The 25,083-nt window shown below is 57.0% G+C and carries 27 protein-coding genes; 15 read left to right on the top strand and 12 right to left on the bottom strand.

What is annotated here, in order from left to right; genetic code table 11:
- Positions 1 to 47 precede the first annotated feature (47 nt).
- The 3 genes from EY643_RS12955 to EY643_RS12945 form a co-directional block, all read right to left on the bottom strand.
- Positions 48 to 686, bottom strand: a complete 639-nt coding sequence (locus tag EY643_RS12955) for a hypothetical protein (RefSeq protein ID WP_153239632.1) — start codon at positions 684 to 686, stop codon at positions 48 to 50.
- Positions 687 to 888: 202 nt separating this feature from the next.
- The gene (locus tag EY643_RS12950) at positions 889 to 1,710 is read right to left on the bottom strand and encodes a red chlorophyll catabolite reductase (protein ID WP_153239631.1); all 822 of its coding nucleotides are present in this window, start codon (positions 1,708 to 1,710) and stop codon (positions 889 to 891) included.
- A gap of 100 nt (positions 1,711 to 1,810) precedes the next feature.
- Positions 1,811 to 2,455: a hypothetical protein gene (locus EY643_RS12945; RefSeq protein WP_240732702.1), complete on the bottom strand. Its 645-nt coding sequence runs from the start codon at positions 2,453 to 2,455 to the stop codon at positions 1,811 to 1,813.
- A 91-nt stretch (positions 2,456 to 2,546) separates the two neighbouring features.
- Here EY643_RS12945 and EY643_RS12940 point away from each other — a divergent pair, with 91 nt between their 5' ends.
- Positions 2,547 to 3,350, top strand: coding sequence for an SDR family NAD(P)-dependent oxidoreductase (locus EY643_RS12940; protein ID WP_153239630.1), 804 nt, complete (start codon positions 2,547 to 2,549; stop codon positions 3,348 to 3,350).
- On the opposite strand, the gene EY643_RS12935 is transcribed toward EY643_RS12940, so the two are convergent.
- Positions 3,351 to 4,652 carry an MFS transporter gene (locus EY643_RS12935; protein ID WP_153239629.1) on the bottom strand — a complete coding sequence of 434 codons (1,302 nt, stop codon included), beginning with the start codon at positions 4,650 to 4,652 and terminating at the stop codon, positions 3,351 to 3,353.
- Positions 4,653 to 4,703: 51 nt separating this feature from the next.
- Positions 4,704 to 5,366 (bottom strand): hypothetical protein, encoded by a 663-nt coding sequence (locus tag EY643_RS12930; RefSeq protein ID WP_153239628.1) that lies wholly within the window; start codon positions 5,364 to 5,366, stop codon positions 4,704 to 4,706.
- A gap of 122 nt (positions 5,367 to 5,488) precedes the next feature.
- Here EY643_RS12930 and EY643_RS12925 point away from each other — a divergent pair, with 122 nt between their 5' ends.
- From EY643_RS12925 to EY643_RS12880, 10 genes are all read left to right on the top strand, one after another.
- Entirely contained in the window at positions 5,489 to 7,192 is a 1,704-nt protein-coding gene (locus EY643_RS12925; RefSeq protein ID WP_240732701.1) for a nitrilase-related carbon-nitrogen hydrolase, read from the top strand.
- A gap of 109 nt (positions 7,193 to 7,301) precedes the next feature.
- On the top strand, positions 7,302 to 8,054 hold the full coding sequence (locus EY643_RS12920) for a hypothetical protein (RefSeq protein WP_240732700.1): 753 nt from the start codon (positions 7,302 to 7,304) through the stop codon (positions 8,052 to 8,054).
- A gap of 37 nt (positions 8,055 to 8,091) precedes the next feature.
- Positions 8,092 to 9,363, top strand: coding sequence for an acyl-CoA dehydrogenase family protein (locus EY643_RS12915; RefSeq protein WP_153239627.1), 1,272 nt, complete (start codon positions 8,092 to 8,094; stop codon positions 9,361 to 9,363).
- 6 nt (positions 9,364 to 9,369) lie between these two features.
- Positions 9,370 to 10,806, top strand: coding sequence for an aldehyde dehydrogenase family protein (locus tag EY643_RS12910; protein WP_153239626.1), 1,437 nt, complete (start codon positions 9,370 to 9,372; stop codon positions 10,804 to 10,806).
- On the top strand, positions 10,803 to 11,609 hold the full coding sequence (locus EY643_RS12905) for an alpha/beta fold hydrolase (protein ID WP_170287391.1): 807 nt from the start codon (positions 10,803 to 10,805) through the stop codon (positions 11,607 to 11,609). The genes EY643_RS12910 and EY643_RS12905 overlap by 4 nt, the downstream gene beginning before the upstream one ends.
- Before the next feature lie 5 nt (positions 11,610 to 11,614).
- Entirely contained in the window at positions 11,615 to 12,217 is a 603-nt protein-coding gene (locus EY643_RS12900) for an isochorismatase family protein (RefSeq protein ID WP_153239624.1), read from the top strand.
- On the top strand, positions 12,214 to 13,425 hold the full coding sequence (locus EY643_RS12895) for an FAD-dependent oxidoreductase (protein WP_170287390.1): 1,212 nt from the start codon (positions 12,214 to 12,216) through the stop codon (positions 13,423 to 13,425). Before EY643_RS12900 ends, EY643_RS12895 begins: the two co-directional genes overlap by 4 nt.
- Before the next feature lie 13 nt (positions 13,426 to 13,438).
- A complete protein-coding gene (locus EY643_RS12890) occupies positions 13,439 to 14,275 on the top strand; it encodes a maleate cis-trans isomerase family protein (protein ID WP_153239622.1) in 837 nt (278 codons plus the stop codon).
- Between the two features lie 3 nt (positions 14,276 to 14,278).
- A complete protein-coding gene (locus EY643_RS12885) occupies positions 14,279 to 14,914 on the top strand; it encodes a hypothetical protein (RefSeq protein ID WP_153239621.1) in 636 nt (211 codons plus the stop codon).
- A 92-nt stretch (positions 14,915 to 15,006) separates the two neighbouring features.
- A complete protein-coding gene (locus EY643_RS12880; RefSeq protein WP_153239620.1) occupies positions 15,007 to 15,783 on the top strand; it encodes a maleate cis-trans isomerase family protein in 777 nt (258 codons plus the stop codon).
- A gap of 9 nt (positions 15,784 to 15,792) precedes the next feature.
- Here the strand turns inward: EY643_RS12880 and EY643_RS12875 are convergent, their stop codons facing one another.
- The 5 genes from EY643_RS12875 to EY643_RS12855 form a co-directional block, all read right to left on the bottom strand.
- A complete protein-coding gene (locus EY643_RS12875; protein ID WP_153239619.1) occupies positions 15,793 to 16,395 on the bottom strand; it encodes a LysE/ArgO family amino acid transporter in 603 nt (200 codons plus the stop codon).
- A gap of 92 nt (positions 16,396 to 16,487) precedes the next feature.
- Positions 16,488 to 17,771, bottom strand: coding sequence for an MFS transporter (locus tag EY643_RS12870; protein ID WP_153239618.1), 1,284 nt, complete (start codon positions 17,769 to 17,771; stop codon positions 16,488 to 16,490).
- A complete protein-coding gene (locus tag EY643_RS12865) occupies positions 17,768 to 18,577 on the bottom strand; it encodes a hypothetical protein (protein WP_153239617.1) in 810 nt (269 codons plus the stop codon). Before EY643_RS12865 ends, EY643_RS12870 begins: the two co-directional genes overlap by 4 nt.
- Positions 18,578 to 18,608: 31 nt before the next feature.
- Positions 18,609 to 19,409, bottom strand: a complete 801-nt coding sequence (locus EY643_RS12860; RefSeq protein ID WP_153239616.1) for an SDR family NAD(P)-dependent oxidoreductase — start codon at positions 19,407 to 19,409, stop codon at positions 18,609 to 18,611.
- Positions 19,406 to 20,257, bottom strand: coding sequence for an NAD-dependent epimerase/dehydratase family protein (locus EY643_RS12855; protein WP_153239615.1), 852 nt, complete (start codon positions 20,255 to 20,257; stop codon positions 19,406 to 19,408). The genes EY643_RS12860 and EY643_RS12855 overlap by 4 nt, the downstream gene beginning before the upstream one ends.
- 109 nt (positions 20,258 to 20,366) lie before the next feature.
- Here EY643_RS12855 and EY643_RS12850 point away from each other — a divergent pair, with 109 nt between their 5' ends.
- The 4 genes from EY643_RS12850 (at position 20,367) to EY643_RS12835 (ending at position 23,603) form a co-directional block, all read left to right on the top strand.
- On the top strand, positions 20,367 to 22,043 hold the full coding sequence (locus EY643_RS12850) for a carbon-nitrogen hydrolase family protein (RefSeq protein WP_170287389.1): 1,677 nt from the start codon (positions 20,367 to 20,369) through the stop codon (positions 22,041 to 22,043).
- Positions 22,040 to 22,498, top strand: coding sequence for a VOC family protein (locus tag EY643_RS12845; protein WP_153239613.1), 459 nt, complete (start codon positions 22,040 to 22,042; stop codon positions 22,496 to 22,498). Before EY643_RS12850 ends, EY643_RS12845 begins: the two co-directional genes overlap by 4 nt.
- Positions 22,498 to 23,160 carry a hypothetical protein gene (locus EY643_RS12840; protein ID WP_153239612.1) on the top strand — a complete coding sequence of 221 codons (663 nt, stop codon included), beginning with the start codon at positions 22,498 to 22,500 and terminating at the stop codon, positions 23,158 to 23,160. Before EY643_RS12845 ends, EY643_RS12840 begins: the two co-directional genes overlap by 1 nt.
- 137 nt (positions 23,161 to 23,297) lie before the next feature.
- Positions 23,298 to 23,603, top strand: coding sequence for a hypothetical protein (locus EY643_RS12835; RefSeq protein ID WP_153239611.1), 306 nt, complete (start codon positions 23,298 to 23,300; stop codon positions 23,601 to 23,603).
- A gap of 3 nt (positions 23,604 to 23,606) precedes the next feature.
- Here EY643_RS12835 and EY643_RS12830 read toward each other — a convergent pair whose 3' ends face one another.
- Positions 23,607 to 24,626 carry an AraC family transcriptional regulator gene (locus EY643_RS12830; RefSeq protein ID WP_153239610.1) on the bottom strand — a complete coding sequence of 340 codons (1,020 nt, stop codon included), beginning with the start codon at positions 24,624 to 24,626 and terminating at the stop codon, positions 23,607 to 23,609.
- A 94-nt stretch (positions 24,627 to 24,720) separates the two neighbouring features.
- Positions 24,721 to 25,014, bottom strand: a complete 294-nt coding sequence (locus tag EY643_RS12825) for a DUF1330 domain-containing protein (protein WP_153239609.1) — start codon at positions 25,012 to 25,014, stop codon at positions 24,721 to 24,723.
- Positions 25,015 to 25,083: the final 69 nt, after the last annotated feature.

Raw genomic sequence — 25,083 nt, 5'->3', positions numbered from 1 at the left:
ATAAAAAAACCGGGCAGTGCCCGGTTTTTTGTTATTGCAGATGACGCTTACAATTCGTGCCAGGTGCCGAGGAAGTTGCAGCCCATGGCCATGGTTTCCTGGTCGCCCTCGTGATAGTAGAGATCACCAAAGCTGGTCTCACAGTAACCTATCGCGCCTTCTGTGCAGTCGGCGTCCGTCAATACGCCTGCGTCTCCGAACGAAGCGCCGGCAACGGAGTCGCAGCTGGCCTGATCGCCGAGCGCCGTGATGGCACATACCGGGAACTCGCCGCCGGGGGTAGATTGGGTGAATTCACAGCCAACGGTGTCGCCGCTGCCGTCATCTACAGCCCAGGTGGGATTCAGGTGGAATTCCTGTTCGGCACTTTCCAGTACCGCGGTCAGGTTGGGGTCGCCCTCAAAGCCTTGCGTGGTCAGCAGACGGCAGGGGTCTTTGCTGTTGCCACAGAAGCCGCGATGGCGCTTTTCCCAACCAGCAAACATCATGCCTTCATCGGGTTCGGGTATGAAGGTTTCGTCAAAGAAGAAATCGGAAACATCAACGACACAGGTTTCACCCGCTTCGCAGACCATTGAGCCCGACTCAGTGACGACTCTGCCGCCCTCGGGGACGACGATTTGAATCTTACAACCAGCTAGAGCCAGCGCAGCGGCGGCGGCCGCTATCAGTTTTTTTATTTCCATTGCTTGTCACCTCAAAAAAATACACACGAAATCCTGGGGGGATTACCAATCGCAGTGTCGGACGCCTTATTTTTGAGTGGGTCCTGACGGTGTTGCTCCCTGAAGCGACTGCCCTTTGTAACCAGAATGCCACACTACTACCGCAAAAGATTGCCAAAAGTCAATTTTGACGACCTGTCCAGTTGAGAAATCGGGACCTGGTTCACTCTCCTGTCGGGCGTGGCAGGGTGCGGGCTCCGCCCCACAGTGTGGCTACCATGGCCTCCGCTGCTTCCTTGCCAAATAGCCGGTCTCCCAGGTTGTTGGCAGGGTCGCGTTCACAGGTGGTCTTGCGGATAAGTTGGTCGCGCGCTGCAATAGCTGGGCGGTCGGCAGGGGCTGTTGGCTCGGCCTCGTCAACCCACTTCAGCCACCGATCCAGGCGAGACAGTGAGATGCCCTTGACCTTCTCCAGAATCGCGGGATCTTTGCCGGCGGTGTAGCCGACAGCTGTGGGCGTCATGGCGACACGGGTCCACAGGTCGCGGCTGATAAAGGGGTTAAACCGCGCGTCCTCCTGGAGGTCGAGGAACTCCTCGTTCACAGCGGTGTAGTATCTGTCGACGTACTCTGGATTGGCGAGCAGGTCAACGCGCGGGATGTAGTCCATGTACATGAACAGGTCGGGTACGGTGCCCAGCGCAAAGCCGAAGTTAGGCACATCATACTGCGGCCCAAGGCTGAGGGTGATGTGCATGTTGGTGAAGCTGGATTCCGGTGACCCTATGAACGAGTGCACATACCAGTCGACCTCCGGGCCTGTGTAGGTTTTCAGCGATCCCTCGGCACCTTCCGCGCTGCCCGAGATGTTACTGTAGTCTGCGAAGCGTTCACTGCAAGGATCCAGGTGCAATTCGAAGCGGGCCTGAATTTTCTCGTTCATCTCGGCGAGAATGGCCCAAAGGTGTTCAAAAGTCTCACGGTTGTCGACATCGGGTGATGCTTCCACCAGGTCAATAATCGGTGTGAGAATGCGTTCGCTCATGCTGGTCTCCGGAATTCCCGCTGCTAGTTAGGCGTCTATCGCAGCATTATGGTTGAGCCCCTGCGGGGGCTGCTTGACTAAAATCAAATAGGCCGTGATCTCATTCCTCTACATTATTGTTATCGGTTCGGGCATCCGTGTGGTCATCGACAAGATGAGACCAGATCGGCGAACGGAAGGGCGCTTCGTGAACATGGTTGCCGGGTCCCCTGGGGTCGAGTTCATGTCGGCTGTCGCAAGTGGGGCTCAAGCGAGTGCCCTTGGCAGTCAGTGTTCGTAGGGCGACGCCGTCGCGATATAGCACGGTGTGACGTATCCGCTCGCCGGGCGCAGTCAGCACGATGAAGTCGGGTTCCATATAGACATCGCTGGCAGGGCCCAATTGGCGTGCGTTGAAGGTGAGAATACCCGGTCCGCCCGAGACGCCGACGTTTTCATAGGCGCCGGGTCCGAGGGGATCGAACACCAGCAGATTGTCTTTAAGCTTGCCGGTGAACGTTTTGGCCGCCGGATCACGACCGCGGAAATGGACATTGGTGAGGGAGAAATTCTCACCGTCGAAGTCGATATAGACGAGGTTGTCGAAGGGCCCGGGACCGGGTGTGCCACTGCCGGCGGCGGAATCGTCGTCCAGTGGTGTGCCATCCAGATTATAGAGTTCGATGTGGTCGTGCCAGGTGCCGCGCAGCAGCATCAGGTTATAGCCCACCGAGCCGACGGGAAAAACAGGGTAGGGGTTGGCCATGCGATGTGGTCCTGTAGTTTGTCTGAGCAGGTCCTGATCATATCAGCATGGGCTGATCGCCAACCGACAATTGTCATGTGGGGAGAAAATAATGAAGTCAGTGGTTATCACCGGTAGTACCCGCGGCATAGGTCGCGGCTTGGCGCGCGAATTCCTTGCGCGGGATTGCAGGGTTGTTGTTTCTGGCCGCAGCCAGGGTGCCGTCGATACCGTTGTCGCGGAACTCGGTGCGGAATTCGGGGCACAGAATGTCGCCGGTGTGGCCTGTGAGATTACCGATGCTGATCAGCTCCAGAATCTCTGGGACAAGGCCGCAGAGGCATTCGGCACGGTAGATATCTGGATCAACAACGCGGGCGTAAGCCTGCCGCGGCTCAATCTGGCTGACGCCGACCCTGGCGATATTGCTGCCATAGTGAATATTAATCTCACCGGAATGTTGCTGGCCAATCGGGTGGCGCTCGCGGGTATGCTCGCCCAGGGCAGTGGCCAGATCTGGAATATGGAGGGTTTTGGTTCAGGGGACCAGATGCAACCGGGAATGACTCCCTATGGCGCTACCAAGCGCGGAGTGCACTACATGAGCGAGTCACTGCAGAAGGAGGTCAAGGGAACGCCTGTTCAGGTGTGTGTCCTGAGCCCGGGTATTGTGGTGACCGATCTGCTGATTGGCGACTACGATACCTCGTCGCCAGAGTGGGCCAAGAGCAAGAAAATCTTCAATATCCTGGGCGACAAGGTCGAAACGGTTACCCCTTACCTGGCCGACGGCATTCTCAAGACCAACAAGTCTGGGGCCACCGTTGCCTGGCTGACCGGCCCCAAGGCATTTGGTCGCTTTATGACTGCCGCCTTCAACAAGCGCGACCTGTTCGCCGACATTGAGGGCGCCTGATCAGGCGTGTCGCATGCGCACGGCGATGGCCCACACGCAAACCAGCGCTGAGATTGCGCCGAAGAAGACAAAGGGCCCTGTCTTGAGCCAGTGATCAAAGAGGTAGCCACCTACCACTGACGCAATCAGAATACCGATAGCGCCGGACAGGGTGAACAAACCCACAATGGACCCACGCAGGCGGTCCGGCGCCTGCTCGGCGATCAGCACACCGCTGGTGATAATGCAGCCAACCTCCGCCATGCCGATCAATATCAGGCAGGCGATGGTGCCCAGACTGAAGGGATCATCTACAAAATAGGTTGAGCCATAGCCCACGGCTCCGATCGCCAGCGTGACTGCCAATGCGGTGGTGCGATTAAGCCGGTCGGTCATGATGCCGAATACAGGTGCTGAGATAAGTGACGCGGCATAGGAGATCGCGACCACGGCACCACCTTTACTGACGGCCTCCGCTGCACTCATCCCCAACTCCTGTGTGCCATACACCGAGGCCCATAGCGTGAAGAACGTGCCCACGACAGCCAGATTACCTCGAGCCACGAAAGAAGAAGCGTAGGCCAGTGCAATCAGTGGGCGGCGTGCCTCGGCTATACCCTCCCGCAGCTGGCGCAGTATTGGGGCGCGCTCGTCTGAGCTGTGGGCCTGGCCTCGACGCAGGCCAAAGTACATGGCGAGGGCAATAAGCGCAGTAATCGCAGCCATCAGGCCGTAGGTGGCGATCGCGGATTGCTCGGCGCTGAAGCCACGACCCTGAAAGATTGCCGGCAGCCTGAGCAGAAACAAGGCGGCGGTCATTGCGCCCAGCCCGTTCATCACGCCCAGCAATCCGGTGGCCTTGCCGCGGCTGTTATTGCTGACATAGTCGGCCATCAACGTAATCAGCATGGTGCTCACTGCAGCGATACCGGCGGCGTAAACCCCGCGAGCGAGATAGAGCCCGCCGATGTCCCGCGCGAGACCGTATAGCAGGGCGCCGGCTGCAATAAGCGCAAACCCCATAGAAGTGACAGCGCGGCGACCGAAGCGATCCGACAGTCCTCCCCACAGTCCCACGGTGACGATGATCACGATTTCACCCCAGAAGTTGAGGTTGCCGCTGGCTACGCCCTGGCGGCTTCGCTCCATTCCCAGTACCTGATCGAGCAGGAAGGGCTGAGTTGCCGGCACAAAGGTGGCCAGCATGATGGTCGCATAGCAGGCCAGGTAAAATGTGAGCATGTGGCCGCGAACGACGCCCTCATTGAGTTTCATGCCCAGGAAGGGGATGGGTGCAACGGCAGCAAGTGGGGGTGTTGTCATATTATTGTCCAGAAGTTGTTAATGTCGGTACGCAGGTGACCAATCGCTGGATCATCCAAAGAGGTGAAGTCCCATCGCAGCATTGAAGAAGAGTCCGGCCCAGATGCACCAGACCCAGGGACGGCAGCGGCCGATGGAACGCTCCATGGCGCTGTTGTTGGCATCCGTGGGGCCGTTGGCCATGAGGTCTCCGAAGGCGGGCACGAATGGCGCAAGGTTCACGCGAATAAGCACGCCGCAGCCCACCATGGCCACGAAGACCAGCAGTTTGATCGCCGCCCACTGTGTACCGTAGTCGGGTGTTATGAACGTATAGATAGCCCAGGCAGCCAGGCCGCTGGCAAAGGCGATGCGGAACCAGAAGTCCAGCCGCGACAATATGGCGGTGAAGGGCTTGCCCTCGTTCAGGTAGAGCACCAACACAACGGTGAACCAATATAGGCACAAACCCCAGATGAGCGCGAGTGCCATGCCACTCAGGGGCAAGGTGCCCATGATCGCGGCCATATGAACCCCTAGCGGGAGGATCAGCGGCATTGCCAGCTTTGGACCCATGTCGCAGGCGAGCATGATTTTTAGTGCCACGTGGCGCGATTCGGGGGCGTTGTCGCGATTGATTACCTGCTGACTCGCCAGAAAAGTACCGAGATCGCCCCCCAGCCAGTAGACGAAGGCGAGAATATGGGCAAACTTTAACAGCAGGTATTCGTTCATTGTGCGGGGGTTCCCTGGCCCGATTATGATGCTCCAGAGTATAGCTGCAGGCGGCTGGTGCTTTTGACAATTGTCATCCGTGTTGAGGGTGGGCACCTTTAAGCTTCACCACGAAAAATTCCATGACTGAAGGGCGCGGTATGGCGGACAAAATACGGGTAGCGGTGGCGCAGTTTCATGCGGGGGCCGATATCGACCAGAACCTGGCCAGTTGCCTGCACTGGTTGGACCGGGCGAGCGAGTGCCAGCCAGACCTGATCGTCCTGCCCGAATTCTGTAATCACCTGTCCTGGTATGACAACAAGCAGCACTGCTTTGACGTATCAGTAGCGCTCGACAGCCCTTTCCTTGCGGCGATTGCCGACAAGGCAAAGCAGCTCGCAGTGCACGTGGTGGTGAATTGCACGGTACAGCGAGAGGGAGGAGTGGCAACAGGCTCCAGCCTGCTTTACTCCCCAACCGGTGAATTGCTCGCGGACAACACCAAACAGATTTATATCGGCCACGAGAACGATTTTCTCGAGCGGGCCACCACTGAGGGGCCTGTGGTAGAGACTGCACTGGGCCGCGCAGGCTTGTATGCCTGTATGGATGGCGTGATCAATGAGACGCCTCGCTGTCTGGCGTTGAATGGCGCCCAGATGATTCTCAACAGTCTCAACTCCTTTGCTACCGACGAGGCTTCTCTGCACATTCCGGTGCGCGCTGCGGAAAACAAAATCTACGTAATCGCTGCAAATAAAGTGGGCCCACTGGTGCCCGAAGTCATGGTGGAGGGCATAAGCGCGGCCACAGGCATTCCACCGCGATTCCTCAGCGGCGCCGGCGAGAGCCAGATAGTCGCGCCAGATGGCACGGTTCTGGCCATGGCTTCGCTCGACCAGGAGGAGTATGTCTACGCGGATATCGAGCCCTCTCTGGCAACAGATAAGTGCCGTCCGGACGGCACGGATGTTTTTGCCAGCCGGCGGCCGGAGCTCTATGCCCCCATTGCTCAGGACCCGGCAGATCAACCCTTGCCGCCGATGGAGGGCGCTGCTGAAATCGCCGGTGCTGTGATTACATTGGCCGATGCTTCGGATCTCGATGAGGCCGCCGCTGCCATAGCCCGGGCCGTGGCAAAGGGAGCGCAGCTGATTGCGTTACCTCCAATGGTGCCCGTTGTGGCTGATCCCGCCGCTTCAGCGGCCTATGGCGACACTGTGTTGGCGCGAATAGCGGACTGTTGCAGCGATGCGATAGTCACCACTGCCATCGTGTTGCCGGCGGGAGAGGGGTATCAGTACTGCGCTGTGGCTGTCGACAAGACCGGCTTGCTGCAGCGCCAGGGCCAGGTGCACCACTCGGAGCGTTTTGCCTGGAGTGAACTCGCAGATCGCTTTGAACCATTGGAAACCCCCTTTGGTCGCCTCGCACTTGTGCCTTCAGACGATTCTATTTATCCCGAGACTTTTCGTCTGCTGGCAATTGCCGGCGTAGAAGTAGCTGTCGTGCCTCTGGCGCCATTGGAGGACTGGGAATTGGCGACCGGCTTATTGGAGCGCTCGGCGGAAAATCGCATCAACTTGCTAGTGGCCGTTGATACTGTGCAGCATGGCCCGGCGTTTTGCACAGAACTGCAGACCGACTTTACGGTGATGACCGAATGGCAGGAAAGGGAATTCGATGGTTTGCTGAGTCAGCCCATCTGGCACCGCGCTGCGAGCGCTCCGGGCGAGCTTTACGCAACACTGCGCCCGGTCAACGCGGCTCACAAAGTGGTGTCACAGAATACTGATCTGCTGGCGGGCCGCCCCTGGGATCTCGCCACGGCGATTGTTTCCTGATCTGACGCAATTTCTATTTTGAGATTTATCAAGGTGGTCTGGACCTCCCGCGTTCAGACTGCCGTTGAACGTGCAGCCTTTACAGGGCGGCCCCTTTATGGAGCAAACCATGAGCGAAACACTTTCCCCTCCCAAACGCTTGTTTACCAATACTCTGGAGCGAGTAGTGGAGCACCTGGGTCTGACCGAAGAGAACGGCGAGGATGGCGGCCCATACATGACTCTGGTCAGCCAGTTGCCCATGGTACAGGGCGAGGTTGGCAACGTGCGAGTGTTCACCGGCGGCCCCTTGTTTCGTGTGGTTACATGCTCTCTGGCAGTTGAGCCCATCCAGCTCGACAGTCACATGGTGTTCTTCTTTACCCCGGGTAACTCAGCGGTGCCTCACTTCACCCTGGACTCTGTGTCCGCGGGTGAGCACCACGCATTTCACCTGGACCTGATTCCCCGGCTGGATCTCGGTGCTAACCGCAGCTATATGGATGAGGTATTTACGCCGATGACGGAACTGTTCGAGGCCGGGAATGCGATTGAAGGCCTGAGTCCTGCGCACCTGTCGCCGCGCCAGAATGCGATTATGTCGCCGTGGATGCTGGCCAAGCGGGCAACTGATGAGGCCTTCGCGGCAATCGATGTCAGCGTAGAAGCCTACACCCAGCACTGGTTCAAATTGCTGGAAGACGGAGTCTCTGCCGCTGCCATTGGTGATATCACTGAAGAGCAACTGGCCGCTCGCAACCTGGCGAATAAGCGCATGATTTTCGATCCTGAAATAGATCCAGTATGGGAGCGCATCACCGGCATGATCGGTGAGGACGCTGTCGCCGCCATCCGCGGTTTGCTTATCGGCGAAGACGAGTAACAGACGAGTAGTATTCGAGTAACAACAGGAGCCGCACATGGACAAGTTTACCGGACAGGCATTTATTGAAGATATGACAGAGGCGGAGCTAGAGCGCGCCCGTCGCGTCGATAGCGTGCTCCCTGCTCTGGCCGCTCAGGCTGCAGAGGTCGATGCTCGGGGCGAGTTTCACGTGCCCCATATCAAGACCCTGAGCGATGCCGGTCTGTTGGGCCTGATTGTGCCGGAGGCGTATGGCGGCCTCGGAGGAGGGCTGCGCGATCTCTGCGCTGCCACTTTTGCGATAGCCTCGGCCTGCCCGTCAACTGCGCTGACGTTTTTCTTTCACTGCAGTAGCGCCTCGCGGGGTCTGCTCGCGCTGGAAGCGTTGGACGCCGGCCTGTTCGATGAACAGGAAGCACCTCAGGTACAGGCATTTGCTGACAAAGTGCTGCATACCATGGGCACGGAAGGAAAGTGGTTGGCAAATTTTGCCAGTGAGTCAGTGAAGTCGGAAAAAGCGGCCATCACGATTAGTACCACCGCAAAGCCTGTAGAGGGTGGTTATCGCTTAAGCGGCGTCAAGTCCTTCGGCTGTGCCACCGGCGTCGCTGACCGCTACCTGGTCACGGCTTCTCTGGAGGGGCATGACACCGCGGCCGGCCTGTGTACCTTCTTCGTGGATCGCGATGCCGATGGCGTCAGTGAACGCGAGCACTGGGATGCCATTGGGATGCGCGGTACGGCAACGCACGGCATTATCCTGGACAATGTATTTGTAGCGGCGGAAGACGCGCTGGCCATTCCGGCCGCGTTCACTCGCTGTATGCAGATGAGCCGAGGCAGCTTCGTCGGTAACCAGGTCGCGGGGATCGCCTGCTATCTCGGTGCAGCCTGGAGCCTCTACAACTACACTATCAATCAGCTTCGCACCAAGACCTTTGCCGACAGTGATAAACCTGTGGGCACAGCGCCCTATCAGCAGGAGTTGATTGGCAAGATGTTGGTCGAGCTGGAAACAGCCACCATCTGGTTGCGCCGCCAGGTGGATTTGGAGAGCAGTGAGTCGCCGATCATGTCCAAGGACGAGGTCGTGAAGCGCTGGCGTCTGTGCAAGGGTGTTGTCGCGGAGTCGGCATTCAAGCTTGGCACCTACTGCGTAAAAGCGAGCGGTACTGGCGGAGGTACCGGCAATCACGGGGTACCCGCGCGAGCGTTGCGCGACCTGTGCATGGGCCTGGTGCAGGCATTTCCCGCCGAGCGGGGCCGGTTGATGGCCGCGCAGATGGAAATAGAGGGCAGTGAACAGGCCCAGTTTGGAACACGCTGAGGAAGTATGCAGCAATACGATCTGATTATTGGCGGCGAAACCGTCGCTCCCGCCAGTGGCGAGTATTTCGAGGTGTTTGCGCCGGCTACCGAGTCGGTAATGGCTCTTGTGGCCCGGGCGTCCGCTGCGGATGCTGAGAAGGCCGTGGCCTGCGCTAGGCGCGGTTTTAACACCTGGGCGGCACTTGCGCCCAGAGAGCGTGAGGCCTGCCTGCTGCGCGCAGCAGACATTATTGCAGCGGAAGGCCAGCAGCGTTTTCTTGAGAATCTGATCGATGAGAGTGGCAGCGTGATCGCGAAGGCGCGGGGTGAAATTGCCTATAGCGTCGACCTGTTGCGCACAGCGGCAGGCGAGGCTCGCCGTCTCTACGGTGATACTTTCCCCAATGATAGTCCTGACCGAATGTCGATGGTGTTTCGAGAACCGATGGGCGTAGTGGCGGTTATTTCACCTTACAATGCGCCTCTGTCTCTACTGACCAAGATGGCCGCGTTTCCGATTGCCGCTGGTAATGCTGTGGTTATCAAACCTTCCGAGGAAACTCCGCTCACGGCGCTTGCCCTGGGCCAGGTTCTCCTCGATGCAGGCATGCCTGCTGACGCTGTGAGCGTTGTTACGGGCTTTGGTGCCGAGTGTGGTGCGCCTCTGGTAGATAGCCCTGATGTCGACTGTATCGCGTTGACCGGTTCAACCAATACTGGCGTTGCCATTGGCGCCGAATCCATGAAACACATGCGCCGTTGTCAGTTGGAACTGGGTGGCAAGAGCGCTTTGCTGGTGTTGCGCGATGCGGACCCAAAACGGGCTGCAGAGGTCGCTGCTCAGGGAATCTTTACCCACGCCGGACAGATATGCATGGCCAATTCCCGCATCGTGGTTGAGCGCGATATCTACGATGATTTTGTTGCCGCCCTCAAGGCCAACTGCGAGGCGATCAAGCTCGGCGACCTGCGCGCTGACGATACTCGCTATGGGCCGCTGATCAATCGGGCTTCGCTGGAAAAAGTGCAAAGCCATATTCGCGGCGCTCTAGACGCTGGCGCCACACTGCTCACCGGCGGTGAGGTCGTGCAAGGGTTGGTGCTGCAGCCCACAGTGGTGCTGAATCCGGCGCGCGACACTGCGATCTGGCGTGAAGAGAGCTTTGGCCCGCTGGCGTCCATCGTTGCCGTCGACAACCTCGAGGAGGCGATTGACGTTGCCAACGACAGCGACTTTGGCCTCTCGGCTGCGGTGCTTACTCACAATGTGCAGTGGGGCTTTAAGGCCGCCCGCAGTATCAGGGCCGGCAGCGTCCATATCGGGATGCACGCATTCCAGAGTAATGCCCTGGCGCCCATCGGCGGCCACGGGATGTCGGGTATTGGTCGGAGTGGTGGCAAGTACAGCACCGAGGAATTTACTGAGCTGAAATGGATAAGCCTGTCGTTGGAAGATCAGTGAGCGCCGTTCGACGCGCCTACGCTGACGTTGGGGGCAGGCAGGTTCACTATCGCGTTGCCGGCGAACGTGGTGCGCCTGTCCTGGTGTTGTTTCACCAGTCACCCAGTACGTCAGCAATGTACCAGTCAATAATGGAAAAGCTCACTGGCCGGTTCTATCTTCTGGCCCCTGATTCCCCGGGCTTTGGCGGCAGCGATCCTCTGGAGGGAGGCGATAGTATCCCAGCCTATGCTGGTCATCTGTCGGCCTGGCTGGACGGTATGAAAGTATCGAGCTGCGGTTTTTTCGGGCACCACACCGGGGCCGCCGTCGCGACAGAACTCGCGTCTCAGCGCCCTGACCTTTGTTCAGCACTGGCACTCTCGGGCCCGACCCTGTTGACGGATGAGCAACGGGCTGTATTACCCGGCTCTGTAGCCGGTGTGCCTGCAGATGCGGATGGGAACCACCTGCTGGAACTGTGGCAGCGCCTGCGAGCAAAGGACCCTCGTGTTCCCCTCGCGTTAAGCCAGCGAGAGATGTTGAGCGCACTGCATTGCGGTGAGCATTATCGCGGCAGCTATCAGGCTGTGTGTGACCACGACTATGAGGCCTGTCTTGATGCACTGCACTGCCCGGTACTGGCGTTCGCTGGTGAAGACGATGCATTGCTGAGCGCCGTTGAGCCTACCCTGGCGCGGCTCCAGTGCGGGGAGACCCGTGCGCCGATAGCCGCGGCCCGTACCTATGTGTGCGAGAGCCATGCGGAGGAAGTTGCAACTATCCTGGCGGACTTCTTCGGGGCCGCCAGAAACGAGGAGTAGGAAACATGGATCTGGACAGGGAAAGCTTGGGGCTGGGGGTCAAACCCGCGTTGTTGCTGGTGGATATGATCGAGGGCTTTACGAATCCCGAGTGTCCGCTGGGCTGCGATTGCCCTGAGGTAGTCGCGGCCAACGCGGATGTGCTAGAGGCGTTTCGCGCAGCAAAAATGCCGATCTTCTATACCACTGTGGTCTTTCATGGAGACGAACAGGCTCGCGTTTTCCGCGAGCGAGTGCCCGCCCTGAATGTGCTCACCCCCCAGTCAAACTGGGTAAAAGTGGATGAGCGTCTGGCCATGCGCGAAGGCGAAGTGCTGGTGGAAAAACAGTGGGCGAGTGCATTTCGCGGCACTGATATCGATGAGCAGCTTCGCGCCCAGGGCGTGGACTCACTGGTCGTCACCGGCCTGACTACAAGCGGCTGTGTTCGCGCCACGGTAGTGGATGGCCTGCAATACGACTATCGCGTCGTAGTGGCGAAGGAGGCTGTTGGAGATCGCAACGCCGAGGCGCACGAGGCCAATTTGTTTGACATGCATGCCAAATATGCTGATGTCTGGCCGGTGGCCGATGTCCTGGCCGATATCAGAATGAGGAAATCGCTGTGAGTGCCAGCCCTGTTGTGATCGCGGGCGCCGGGCCGGTTGGGTGCCTGTTGGCGTTGTATCTGGCCAAGCGCGATGTGCCTGTGCTGCTGCTCGAGAAGGAAGCTGAATTACCGGTGGACCTTCGTGCATCCACGTTCCATCCTCCCAGCCTGGAGATGATCGCGGACCTCGGATTTGGCATCATCGATCAGATGTTGGAGCAAGGCCTGGTAGCGGATCGCTATCAGTATCGCGATCGGCGCAATGGCGATGTAGCCAGCTTTGATATGAGCCTGATCGCCGATAGCACCCGCTATCCGTTTCGCCTGCAATTGGAACAGTACGAGTTCACCCGCCTGGTAGTGCCGGTGCTGGAACAACTGGAATGTGCCGAAGTACGTTTTAGTAGTGAGGTGACAGGATTCAGCCAGAGTGACAGCGGTGTCGCCGTTGAAGTCAGCTCTGGCGATAAATTGGAAACAGTGCAGGGCGCTTTCCTGGTGAGTGCGGAGGGTGCTCGCAGCAGTATCCGCAAGGCTGCGGATATCGATTATCTGGGCTTTACCTACGATGAGAAGTTCTTGGTAGTCAGCACGCCTTATCCTTTCGAGGATGTCTTCGATGATCTCTCCTGGGTTAACTATGTGTCTGACCCCGATGAGTGGTGTGTCATTCTGCGCACCGAAAAAATCTGGCGAGTATTGTTTCCGACAACCCCGGACAATGTGGATGACGAGGCGCTGTTGCTCTCGGACGCGTTTATCCAGGAACGTCTGCATCACTTATGGAATAAAGATGGCGACTACGAAATTGGGCATCGTACGCTGTACAACGTGAATCAACGTGTCGCTGAGACTTACTTCAAGGGCCGGGTGCTGTTGGCGGGCGACGCCTGTCATATCAATAATCCGCTGGGTGGTATGGGGATGAATGGCGGCTTGCACGATGCCAACAACCTCGGTGAAAAACTTGTCCGAATTATGCGCGACGGCGAAGATCATAAGCCGTTGTTTGAGCTCTACAATCGTCAGCGGCGCGACCTTGCCGTGCGTTTTGTGCAGGACCACACGATTGCCAACAAAAAATTGATGGAAGCTACCGACGAGCAAACCCAGAATGCCAGGCAAAAAATGCTGATGGAATCGGCCGCCGATAGAGAAAAGGCAAAGGCCTTCCTGTTGGAACGCGCTATGATTAACTGTGTCAGGGACAGCCTGGCTGTTGCCTGAATAGGAGTGAGTGATGGATTTGATGAACGCAAGTATTGATCTGGCCAAGACCCGCGAACGTGATCAGCGTACCGATGGCCATCTGGACAATTATATCGGCCACCGGGCCAAGATCGGGGTAATTATTCCATCTACCAATACCTCGGTGGAATACGACTGTCAGCGCCTGATCCCTCGCGGTGTGACCTGGCATTTCAGCCGTTTTCTGATTCAACACGCCGACCTGAGCGATGATGACAATTTTATGCAGTTTCTCGAGATGCTGCGCCAGACTATCGGTCTGTCGATAGAGAGCCTCATGACTTGCAAGCCAGATCACGTGATGATGGGTATGTCGGCTGAGACGTTCTGGGGCGGTATCAAGGGCAACGATGGCTTTGTCGATCGCATTCAGGAAATGGTGGGCGAGGATACCGGCCTGACCACAGGCGCCAATGCCGTGATTGCAGCTTTGGATGCATTGGGTGTCCCGGGCAATACCAATAAGAATGTCGCCGTCCTGACCCCTTATCAGCCTATCGGCGATAAGAATGTGCGCCTCTTCTTTGAAGATTCTGGCTACAACGTGAAGCATGTGCTGGGCCTGCGCTGCGAAAACGCTCACGATGCGATTTCTCTCGTTTCAGAGCATCAGGTGATGGACATGGTCAAGCAAGTGGACGGTGACGATATCGATGCGATCATCCAGGTGGGCACCAACCTCTCTACGGCGAGCTATTTCCCGATCGTCGAGAAATGGTTGGGCAAGCCCGTATTGCCCATCAATATTGCCACTGCCTGGCACGCCTTACGAAGCTGCGGCGTGCGCGACCAGTATGACCATCTTGGCTTGTTGTTCGAGGAGCACTGAAACGTGAGGGCTTTACTGGCGATACTGGCGGTCACACTCTCGATGTCGGTGAGTGCAGAGGATAATAAATTCTGCGCCTGGGCACAGGGCGTTATCGCTGAGACATCGCTGGAGCCAGCGGTTAGCTTGTATGAAGATTACGATGCCTTTGTAGAGTCCAAGCCCTTCGACGATCCGTTTACGGTGCATCAGTACTTCAGTAGTCACCTGGCTGGAGAAGGAAGCGGCCCTACCGTTGTTTCATGCAAGATGCGTACGCCCGAGCAGATCAATCGCGCTCACGTGGAAGAGGGCAGTGAAACGCGCGCAGCGGGCACTGAAAGTAGTTGTGACGAAATCCATCGGCAGATGCTCGACAAGGCCTATGCGAACCTCGGCGATTCAACGCCGGTGATTCCCCGTGCAAGCTGGACGGTGACCGAAGAAGAGGTCACCTACATGGGCCCCAGCTGGCTGGAGCCATGGCCATTCACACCTGTCGAGCATTCCAGGGGTAGATTCACGCTTCTTACTCGCGCGCTATACGCACCCAACGCCTGGTGGATTCCCATGCCCGAGCGCTTTCTCGGCAACTACTATTGTCATCTTGTGGCACCTTCCTATCTCGATCAGTTGATCAGGGGCAGGGCTGCCCCATAAACGCTTGATAAAAGTCATGCGTGATTCGGGGCAGTGCGCTTTAGAATCGCTACCTATGTCAGTGACACAATTGGATCTTTGGAGTCAGTCTCTTGGATAACTATCAAATTGCTAAGCGCGCCCAGATCGGCGTGATCATCCCGTCAACCAATACCGGTGTGGAGTACGATCTGCAGAAGTTCGGCCTGGATGGCGTCACCTGGCATCCTTCCCGTTTTTGGATCGAGCTGCGCAATTGGGCTGACGAGGTGGATAGCACAGGCGAATCTGCAGATACCGTCTTTGAACGTTTTCTTGAAATCATGCGCGGTGAGATTCCGCAGTCCCTGCGCTATGTGATGTCTGCCAAGGTCAATCACATCATGTTGGGCATGTCTGCAGAGACTTTCTGGGGCGGTGTGGAGGGAAGCATCCAGTTTGAACAGGGTATTCGCGAGCATATCGGCGATCTCGGCCTGACCACAGGTGCGGAAGCGACCAAGCAGGCCATCGATGTATTTGGCGCCAAGACGGTTTCCGTTATCACACCTTATCCACCCGTCGGCGACGTCAATGTGCGTCAATACTATGAAGAGCTGGGTTATGAAGTGAAAGCGGTGAAAGGTCTAAATCGCCCCTCGGCGACGGCGATCGCTGAAACGCCCATTCAGGATGTGATTGATGCTGTTAAAGAAGTTGATGGCGACGACGTGGATATTATTATCCAGGCGGGCACTAATCTCTCTACCGTCGACTTGTTTCCAACACTGGAGCACTACCTCGAAAAACCCCTGGTGCCGATCAATGTCGCCACTGTTTGGCACGCCCTGCGCGCCTGCGGCGTCAATGACAAGATCACGGGCAAGGGTCGTCTGCTGGAAGAGTTCTAGCGCGTTGGCTTAGCCCAGCAGCAGTGACGCTGCGATAGTGAACATGATCATCGCCACCAGCGCGTCGAGAATTTTCCAGGCGACGGGTTTGTGGAATAGCGGCGCGAGAAAGCGCGCGCCGTAGCCCAGTGAAAAGAAAAATACGCCCGAGGCAGACATGGCACCGATACCGAAGAGTGTCCGCGCTGTCCCTTCGTACTGGGTCGCGACTGCACCCAACAATACGACTGTATCAAGGTAGACGTGTGGGTTGAGCCATGTGAAGGCCAGCGTCATGGCGATGATCTTGACCAGCGAGTCGGGTTCCTCTCCTTCCGGTTCAAGCGAATGATCTGGGCCAAAGGCAGACATCAGGCTCTTTATACCGTAGATGATCAGGAAGGCCGCACCGCCATAGCGCGCAACAGTCTCAAGCGTGGGGAAGGCTTCCACAGCGGCGCCAAAACCAGCAATGCCAGCGGCAATCAGAAGCGCGTCGGAAACCGCACAGACGAGGCTCACCCAAAACACATGGTGTTTCTTGATGCCCTGTTTTAGCACAAAGGCGTTCTGTGCTCCGATGGCCATGATCAGCGAGATACTGAGCAGAAAACCTGATGCGAGTGATTCCATTTAGTGACTCGGTAAGCTGTTATCTAGATTGATACTGTTATACACGTACGGTTGTCAGGGCGCCGGCACAACGGCTTCCAGTGATCGACTTTTCAGGCCTTTTCTGCGCGCCTCACCAGCATAGACCAGACGAACACTACACCGTTGAGCACACCGAACAAGACGAATGGGGTAGATGGCCCAAAGGTTGCGAACAGCCAGCCGCCGCCTGCGGTGCCCACCAGAATACCAACCGCACCGGCGACACCGAACAGGCCGATGATGGCGCCGCGGCGTTCTGGGTTCGCGCGTTCGCCCACCAGCGCCTGGCTGCTGACAAAGGCGCTGATTTCCGCCACGCCCATCACAGCGAGTAAGCCGAATACCCAGGGTGCCGTGGGATCATCGACAAAGAAAATCGAGAGATATACTGCGGCGGCGAGGCCTGAAGCCAGCGTCACTGCTGTCACCCGGCTGACCCGGTCGTTGATATAGCCCATGAGTAGCGATCCAATCAAGGCTCCAGTAACGACCATCAGAACGCGGGGAACAGCGAGCTCGAACATGGCCTGGCTGGGTTCCAGGCCAAGCACGCCTGTACCGAATTGAACCAACCACAAGCTGAGGAATGCACCGGTGACCGCTAGATCGCCGCGAGAAATAAATGCAGCACCGTAGGAAAGTGCAATGCCCGGATCACGCGAATGCTTCAAACCTTCACGCATCATGGTGGCGATGGATTCGCCAGCGGCGTGAGTGGCTTTGCCCACATGGGGTGCCAGGCCGACGATCACGACAAGGGTGCCGAATACGCCCAGGCTACCGGCAATAGCGAAAGTTATCTGTTGGGCCGCGAGTTGGTCGTAGCCCTGATTTACGAATAGCTGGGGCAGGGCGCCCAACATTGGTGGCAGGAAAGCGCCAAGTGTGGCGATCAGTGCCTGCAGACCATTGGCCTTGCCGCGGGTTGAGTCACAGGTGTAGTCGGCGATCACCGTCACCATCATGCCCACCATCGCAGCACCGCCAAAGGCGACAATGATGCGGTAGGCGACCAGTTCACTGATGGAGTCAGCATGCGGATATAGTGCGAACCCGATCGCAGTGGCCAGCAGGCCGAAAGCGTAAACAGGCCTGCGTCCATAACGATCAGCCAGCGCGCCAATCGGCCCCATGAACAGTATTAGCACGACTTCCTGTAGTGCTGAGAGATTGCCGGTGAGAGTGGCCTGCGCCGCACGCTCTATACCCATGACCTGCAACAAGCCGGGCTGTAACATGGCAAGTGCGCCGGCGTAGCTCGAAGACACAAATGCTGCGACCAGATAGGCGAGGAGGTGATGTTTCTTTACGCCATCGCTGAGGTCTATGCCAAGAAAGCGCACAGGCGTGCTCATGAATTGCGGTTCATCTGTTCACGGCCCATGCGCAAGTTGAGCATGTAATCGACCTGGTCTGCCCCGAAGACCTGCTCGGCAAGCTTGTTCATCGGGTCGCGGGCATAGCCGAGCTCGCGGACCTTGTGGTCGTAGACGCGCAGGGCGCTTTGTTCGGCCTCGGGAATGATGCTGGCGTCATCCAGCCAGCCCGTCCAGTGATCGAGCATGCGATAGGCGTAGTCCGAAAGCAGATCGATATTGGTCTCGTTCAGCTCTGCGGTCAGGCTCTGGGTCGAGGGATTGGTGAGCGCGCGCATGTAGGGGCCATGGCTTACGGACCACTGAAAGTCGGGGTTGCCGCGCAGGGCGAGATATTCGTCGTTGATCGGCGTGTAGTAGCGATCAAGGTAATCGGCATCCACCATCAAATTGCGCCGCGGGGTGAAATCGAAGTAGAAAAACAGTTTTGGGATCGTGCCGAACACCATGACAAAGTGCGGGACATCGGTGTCCTGGCCGAGAAAGGCGGTCGTATTCATGTCCAGAATACTGGCCTTGCGATTGCCCAGCCACGAGTTGACCAACCATTCACAGCCAGGGCCGCTCCAGGCCTGGAAAGAACCTTCAAATTCGCCGTTGGGCGATGTGTAGTACTCGCGGTCGGCACAGTTGGCTTCAAACTCCAACCCCGGGAAGCGGGCAGCGATTTTGCCTTTGATGTCTGCCAGTGTCCCCCAGCACTTTTCCCATGCCTGGCTGACGTCTACGTCAGGGTTTTCTGCCAGAAACTGATCGATAGTCTTGGTATCGGCGTGAGCTGTCACAGCTGTTTCCTTCTATTTTGGTGTTGGCGGCCTAGAGGCCAAAAGGTTCGAACTGATCAGGACGTTTGACAAAAAGTCCCTTGGTCATGCGCATGGCAATTTTGCCGCCATTGAGCCAGCGGACCATGGTGCCGCTCTTCTGCGTAGCGAGAATGCCATCGACCAGGTACGGCGCGACGGTGTCGACCCTGTCTACCAGCTTGTTCATCGTGGCGCGTGATTTTTCGAACGCCTCGGGCTTCTCCCGTGCTTCGCGGATCACGGCCTCGGTAATGACCATGCCGGGACGAATCTTGCCGATGATAACGTCGCAGTCGGCGAGTTCCTTTCCAAGTGCGTCGGTGAAGTAATCCAGGCCTCGTTTGGTCGTGCCGTAAATGCCTAGCCCTGGGAAGTATTCGCCACTGCTGCCGCCACCAAGCATATTGAACAACTTGCCCTGGCCCTGGGCGCGCATGCCGTTAGCCGCTACGCGGCAGCCGTTGATGGTGCCCAGCATGTTGGTGCGTAGCATGGTTTCGACTTCCCCCTGAGGTACCTCCAGGATGGGCCACACGGTGCGGGCAAGACCGGCATTGTTGATCCAGATGTCAATTTCGCCAAACGTCTCTTTTGCATTGTCCCACAGCGCCTGAACGGCAGTAACGTCGGCAACGTCGCAGATCCTGCCCACCGTTTTTCCGGGCTGTGCCGCCAGTTTCGCCAGGGCTGATTCCAGTTTGTCAGCGCTGCGGCTGCAGATGGCGACATTGTGGCCGCGGCTGGCGAACTCTGCCGCAAGACCGAGGCCGATGCCTTCGGTACTACCGGTAATGACAACGTTCAACGTCATTGGAACAAGTGTGCGTTGGGATCAGCGTGGCTGACCTTGTAGCCAGTGGCATAGATCCTGGCCGCCGAGATTTTCTTGAGCGGGGCCTTGATCTGGTCGAGGAATTCGAGCGGCGCCATTTCTGCGGCAACACAGATCGCGTCAAACACCTCTTTGTTGGAGTGGGGGATGTTGTCGTTGTCGCACACATTGAACACACCCCTGAGGTTCTCCACCAGCGCATGGCGTACAGCGTTGACGACATCTTCAAAGTGAATGGCGTACAGCGGGGCATCGGCGCTGAAAATGGCCTTGCCACCAAAGTACTGGTGGCACAGCGCCACGCGTTCCTCGAAGCTCAGGTCACCCGGTGCACCATACATATCAGGGAAACGCAGGACGCAGCCCTCAGTGTTGCTCAATACCTCCTGTTCCGCCTCCTGGTAGTAGCGAGAAGAAGGTTCCTCCTTGTTGGCTGTGGGCGTTGTTTCGGACACGGGGCCTTCCTCGTTGCCGCCATCTCCATACACCGAGAAAGACGAGAGAAAAATGACGTGCGGACATGCCAATCTTGCGCTGTGGCAGCTCTTTACCAGTACTTCGTGGTAGTGCTCGTGACGCTCTTCAATCGTTTTGGTTTTCTTTACGTCCGGTGCCACAGTGACGATGATGGCATCGCAGCCAGCGGCTGCCGCATGGAGTTTCTCAGTTTCGGAACCCTTCAGGACGACAACATCATCCGCATGGTCCAGTAGGCCGTCTACCTTGCCTGGTGTGGTTGTCGAACCGGTAACACGGTGGCCTGAAGCGCGTAACTGGGCCGCCAGCGCCTTGCCGACATGACCCATGCCGAGGACAAAAATGTGCATCTATCACCCTTTGATATCTCGCTGTGCGGCGAGCGTGTTTTTCTGTTTATAATGACTTAAAACCATATCATTAATGCAAAATGCTAACAACGAAAGAGATCATCAAAAGGTGAGTGAAGGCAAGACGAGAGTAGCTGCTCTGCAGTTCGCGAGCGGCACGGATGTCGGTGAAAACCTGGTCACGTGCTTGCGTATGATCGACGAGGCAGCGGTCCACTGTCCGGATGTGATGGTGCTGCCAGAATTCTGTAACCATATCTCCTGGTATGAGGACGCCGACCACGCCTGGCGTGTAGCGGTGGAGCTTGAAGGCAGTTTTCTCGAAGCCGTTGCCGCGCGTGCCCGGCAACACGATTGCTATATCGTGATCAATGTTTCGCTGCGCAATACCGATGGTTTGATCACGGTAACTTCGTTGATGTATAGCCCCTGTGGTGCGCGCCTCGCGCGCGCTGACAAGCAGACATTGATGGGGCATGAGAATACCTGGTTTACGCGTGCCGACACGGTGGGCGATGTGGTTGATGCGCCTTTTGGCAAGGTAGGGATTTTCCCCTGCCGCGATGGGGTAACTTTCGAGACTCCGCGCTGCCTCGCACTGCGGGGCGTACAGTTATTTTGTGACTCACTGAATTCCTTTGCCCTGGATGAGGCCAGCCTGCACGTGCCGGCCCGGGCACCTGAGAACCGTTGCTTTCTGGTGGCTGCAAACAAGGTGGGGCCACTCATACCAGCCAATGTACTGGAAGCGGTGAGCGCAGAAACGCATATCCCGGTGAAGTTTTTGTACGGAGCCGGTGAGAGCCAGATTGTCTCCCCGGCAGGAGAGGTGTTAGCGCGCGGGCCTCGTGATGAGGAAGCGGTAGTCTGGGCCGATATCGAGTTGGAGCAGGCGCTCGACAAGCGACGTGAAGACGGCACTGACATCGTTGCCAGTAGGCGGCCAGAGATATACACAGAGATCGCGGAAGCACCGGAGCAGGCACAGGCGACAGAGCCCGTGGCCAGCGCACAGGTGGCAACCCTGGTGCCCTCGTCCTCCGGTAAAGCGGCACTAGCGGAACTCCCGGACCTTATCAGCAGGATCTCCAGCGAAACGCGCGTGGCTGTTTTGCCTGAAATGTTCTGCCTGTCCTGGGAAGAGGTAGATTTTGCTGTTGATGTTATCGACGCGCTCGCAGCATCGTTACAGGAACGCCGTGATCTCTTGCTTTGCACATCGCTCCCTTTGCCCGCGGCAGGCGGCAGTGCCCTTGCTGCGGTGCTGGTAGGTGCTGATGGCCTGGTGTTTCGGCAGGATCAGCTTCACGCTAATGCCCGTCTTCCCGGGCTGAGTCTGGCCGATGAATTCAAGTTTTGCGAAGTCGAGTGGGGCAGGGTATGTATCTGCACTGCCGATGACATGCGCTACCCGGAAATCGCGAAGCTTGCGGCGATCAAGGGTGCGCACTTGCTCCTCGTGCCTGGCGTGCCACATCCTGATTGGGAGGCCGCATGGGCATTGCCCAGCCGAGCAGCAGAGAATCGGATGTGTGTCGTCTACAGCAGCGAGCACGGCCAGATAGCGAACCTTACCGCCGACTTTACCCTGATGACCTCGTGGCGAGAACGAAGTTTTGACGGCTATATCAATCAACCCCTGATTACCCGGGTGCGAGCGAGCGTGACAGAAGTGCAGCTGAATTTGGGCGCGGCAGCCAACAAACTGATGTCCGAGCAAACGGACCTGATCGCCGATCGTCCCTGGCATTTGAGTGGCGGTATTGTTGCGGAGCTCGCGGAATGAACGATGTCCGCCAACTACTGTGCGACTACATCCTTTGCCCTGCGCACGTGGGATACGTGGTTGAGGACTTGCAGGGGGCTTTGACGGAAGCGATGCGACTGTATGGCATCAAGCCGGGCAGCATTCGTCAGGTGCCATCACCGGACCAGCCGGCGGAAACGCGTTTTGCTTTCTTTGAAGTGGGTGGCCTGGCCTTTGAGTATATTCAGCCTTGTAGTGAGAAATTTAGAGAACTGCTATTTGCCAGCCCAAGCGGAGGGGGAGGCATCAACCATATCGCCTGGTGTGTCAGCGACATTCACGCCGCTGTAGCCGTGCTCGCTGAGGCCGGTGTCCGGCCTGGGTATGTGACGCCGGACGGCGTGATCTCTACCGGCGAGAAATTGATGGTTTATCTCGATCCCAATACCACCGGCGGTCAGCTGGTGGAGTTGATCCAGGAATCGCAGCGCTGATGTGGCAATTGGAAGAGGGCATTGGCAGCTATTTGTATCTACTTAACGATGAGCCCGTGCCTGTCAAGGAAACATGGAGTGTTACCCGGCTGGATGAGGGTGCGCTGGCGATCGCCAGTGAGCGCGCTGCACCAGGTATTGCCATACGCGTTGCTGCGCGGGTCGTACGGGGCCAACTTTCAGAATTTGACGTCGATTGGCAGGCCGATGGTGCAAATCCCATTCGCGCGCGCTATCGCCTGGATGTAAACAGTGGTTGGTGCGGCTGCCGTGAGATTGATGGCAATGTGGAAGACTTTACCCCGCTGGGGAGTGAGCTTGTAGGCTACCCATTGATGCGCATATTCACCGGATCCGTGATCGCCGAGCTCGCGGCAGCAAGGGGCGCGGGACAGGTGCTCGTTCCTTCCATCGGCAGCCCACAGGAGCTCGATACCCTGCTTCTACCCGATATAAGTCGGCGCGCAGTACATCTATTGGGCACAGAAGATTTGCAGAATCCAGCAGGCAGCATAACTCCCTGTGAGCGATGGCAGTTTATCGGTGGCCAGTACACGGAAGATGCCGCGTTCTGGTTGAATTCAGGTGGGCGGCTAGCACGATACACCTGGCACCAGTCCCCTGAGCAGCGTTGGGATGTCTGGCTGCAACAGGGCAAGTAAGAACTGTTGTAAGCATTCCTTCTACTGTCGTATGCAGTCATGAATCTGGCGTGTTCAGCCATGACTTTGCTGTGTGGTTTTCTCTATCGTGTGAACACACGTATCCCTGAAAAACCAGTGCTGGCGCTAGATAAACTATGTTCACTGTGGACCTGCAAGCTGATGAGCGGCAAACGCTTCTTCAGTTCATCGAGGAAGAGAGCTTTGATCGCGAAGGTGCTTCCTGCGTGTTCGACGATCTACTGGGGAAGATCATGAGTACCGTAGACGTCAGGCGATTGGAACAGGTGAATCCTGACGACGTCAGGGAGATGCTAACGTGTATCTTCGCCCTCTTTAAAGCCAAGCATCTGGCGGAGAACAATTTTCTCTCCGTCGAGCAGTATGAATTACGATTAAAGGCGGCCAAGGACCGATTGAACGCTGCGCTGCTGGAGCTTTAGGGCTTAGTCTCCATGGCTCCTGAACTGGGCTGGCGTCATTGTCGTCCACCGCTTGAAAGCTCGATTGAAAGCACTTGGCTCGGCAAATCCGAGCATATATGAGGTTTCCGATACGGAGCGGCCGTGTTGGCGGAGGTATTTTTTGGCCAATCGCATGCGACAATCCTGGAGAAGGTCGCTGTAATTGACGTCTTCTTGCTTCAGCTTTCGCTGCAAAGTTCTATTGCTCATGCACAAATCCTGAGCGATAAGGCCCTGCTCAGGAGGGCCATCAGGAAGTCGCAATAGAATTTTGTCCACTACCTGTTTAGACAGGCTTTCGTCGGTGTAGTCTTTTATCAGCGCCTCAGCTTGTTCATCATTCACTCGGGCAAGGGCAGGATCACCGGTCACGATCTGGCTTTCGATGTCTGCACGCACCCAACTAATGCAGGTGCGAGAGGCATTAAATTTTACCCGACATGCAAGCTTCGATTCCCATGTGCCAGGGGATTCCGGGGCGGGCCGTTCTATTTCTATGAGATAAGGGGAAATAAACTGCCCGAGGTTGAGCTGGCACATTCGAACAACCAGTGCGATACCGTAGTCTCTGCCGGTAGGTGAAGATTCGTCTGCGTCGGTGGTTCTTTGCAAATGAAGAAGAACGAGATCATCTTCCTCTTCAATATGGAGCCGTGCAATCGAAGCAATGATGCGAGCGAATCGCACGAGTCGGCGCAAGCCATCGTACACCGTATCGCTGGCGAGCCAGGCAAGCCCAAGTCCATGTAGAGCCTGTGGCTGCATAACCTCCGCGCAAGCCAGGCCTATGGCTTCGTCGTTGGTCTGTTCTACGCATAGCTTGAGAAGTTGGTGAAACTGGGCGCCAGGCACACGATAGTCAGGGTGAGATAGTCGAGCAGGGTCGATTCCAACGGACTCTATCAATGGCTTTGCGCTGATCCCCCGCAGTTCCAGGACTTCGGCGACCGGCAGAATGAGTGTTCCTAAAACGGATTGTTCCGGCAGGTTTAGCTTGGTCATTTCATGGCTCACATTGGGTGAGGTCAGATTAACAACGACAAGCGCGTAGATTCAATGGGATAGGTCAAAAACTGGGCTAACTGTTATTGACCTATCATGGAGCCATGAATCCGTCAGCAATTAGAATGAATCCCTCGCTGTTGTCGGTTCGGTGGTGAACGATCTCTTGATATTCGCTAGAGTTGTACCACGCTTTCGCGGCTTCTTTACTGGGAAATCTCAGTACGATACTTACGCTCGAAGCTTTACCTTCCATTACTTCGCTTTTGTAGTCTGCGACCAGTACCTCGGCATCGCAAGCAAGTAACGTTGCCGTCACCGCTGGAGGGTATGCCTCATAGGCTTCCGCATTTGTGATTCGATAATTCGCTATTACATACGCCGTCATTACGCCTTCCCTTTTCCGTTAGATATCGACCAAGCATAGACCACTGTCCATCATCAGGCAGGGCCGAAG

Origin of the sequence: Halioglobus maricola (assembly GCF_009388985.1) — a bacterium.
Classification (GTDB): domain Bacteria; phylum Pseudomonadota; class Gammaproteobacteria; order Pseudomonadales; family Halieaceae; genus Halioglobus; species Halioglobus maricola.
This window is presented reverse-complemented; position numbering and strand designations above follow the sequence as displayed.

Bases quoted from the DNA above. Each gene is read 5' to 3' on its own strand.
- EY643_RS12955 (WP_153239632.1), bottom strand. From the start codon at position 686: ATGGAAATAAAAAAACTGATAGCGGCCGCCGCCGCTGCGCTGGCTCTA.
- EY643_RS12950 (WP_153239631.1), bottom strand. From the start codon at position 1,710: ATGAGCGAACGCATTCTCACACCGATTATTGACCTGGTGGAAGCATCA.
- EY643_RS12945 (WP_240732702.1), bottom strand. From the start codon at position 2,455: ATGGCCAACCCCTACCCTGTTTTTCCCGTCGGCTCGGTGGGCTATAAC.
- EY643_RS12940 (WP_153239630.1), top strand. From the start codon at position 2,547: ATGAAGTCAGTGGTTATCACCGGTAGTACCCGCGGCATAGGTCGCGGC.
- EY643_RS12935 (WP_153239629.1), bottom strand. From the start codon at position 4,652: ATGACAACACCCCCACTTGCTGCCGTTGCACCCATCCCCTTCCTGGGC.
- EY643_RS12930 (WP_153239628.1), bottom strand. From the start codon at position 5,366: ATGAACGAATACCTGCTGTTAAAGTTTGCCCATATTCTCGCCTTCGTC.
- EY643_RS12925 (WP_240732701.1), top strand. From the start codon at position 5,489: ATGACTGAAGGGCGCGGTATGGCGGACAAAATACGGGTAGCGGTGGCG.
- EY643_RS12920 (WP_240732700.1), top strand. From the start codon at position 7,302: ATGAGCGAAACACTTTCCCCTCCCAAACGCTTGTTTACCAATACTCTG.
- EY643_RS12915 (WP_153239627.1), top strand. From the start codon at position 8,092: ATGGACAAGTTTACCGGACAGGCATTTATTGAAGATATGACAGAGGCG.
- EY643_RS12910 (WP_153239626.1), top strand. From the start codon at position 9,370: ATGCAGCAATACGATCTGATTATTGGCGGCGAAACCGTCGCTCCCGCC.
- EY643_RS12900 (WP_153239624.1), top strand. From the start codon at position 11,615: ATGGATCTGGACAGGGAAAGCTTGGGGCTGGGGGTCAAACCCGCGTTG.
- EY643_RS12890 (WP_153239622.1), top strand. From the start codon at position 13,439: ATGGATTTGATGAACGCAAGTATTGATCTGGCCAAGACCCGCGAACGT.
- EY643_RS12875 (WP_153239619.1), bottom strand. From the start codon at position 16,395: ATGGAATCACTCGCATCAGGTTTTCTGCTCAGTATCTCGCTGATCATG.
- EY643_RS12870 (WP_153239618.1), bottom strand. From the start codon at position 17,771: ATGAGCACGCCTGTGCGCTTTCTTGGCATAGACCTCAGCGATGGCGTA.
- EY643_RS12860 (WP_153239616.1), bottom strand. From the start codon at position 19,409: ATGACGTTGAACGTTGTCATTACCGGTAGTACCGAAGGCATCGGCCTC.
- EY643_RS12855 (WP_153239615.1), bottom strand. From the start codon at position 20,257: ATGCACATTTTTGTCCTCGGCATGGGTCATGTCGGCAAGGCGCTGGCG.
- EY643_RS12845 (WP_153239613.1), top strand. From the start codon at position 22,040: ATGAACGATGTCCGCCAACTACTGTGCGACTACATCCTTTGCCCTGCG.
- EY643_RS12840 (WP_153239612.1), top strand. From the start codon at position 22,498: ATGTGGCAATTGGAAGAGGGCATTGGCAGCTATTTGTATCTACTTAAC.
- EY643_RS12835 (WP_153239611.1), top strand. From the start codon at position 23,298: ATGTTCACTGTGGACCTGCAAGCTGATGAGCGGCAAACGCTTCTTCAG.
- EY643_RS12830 (WP_153239610.1), bottom strand. From the start codon at position 24,626: ATGACCAAGCTAAACCTGCCGGAACAATCCGTTTTAGGAACACTCATT.
- EY643_RS12825 (WP_153239609.1), bottom strand. From the start codon at position 25,014: ATGACGGCGTATGTAATAGCGAATTATCGAATCACAAATGCGGAAGCC.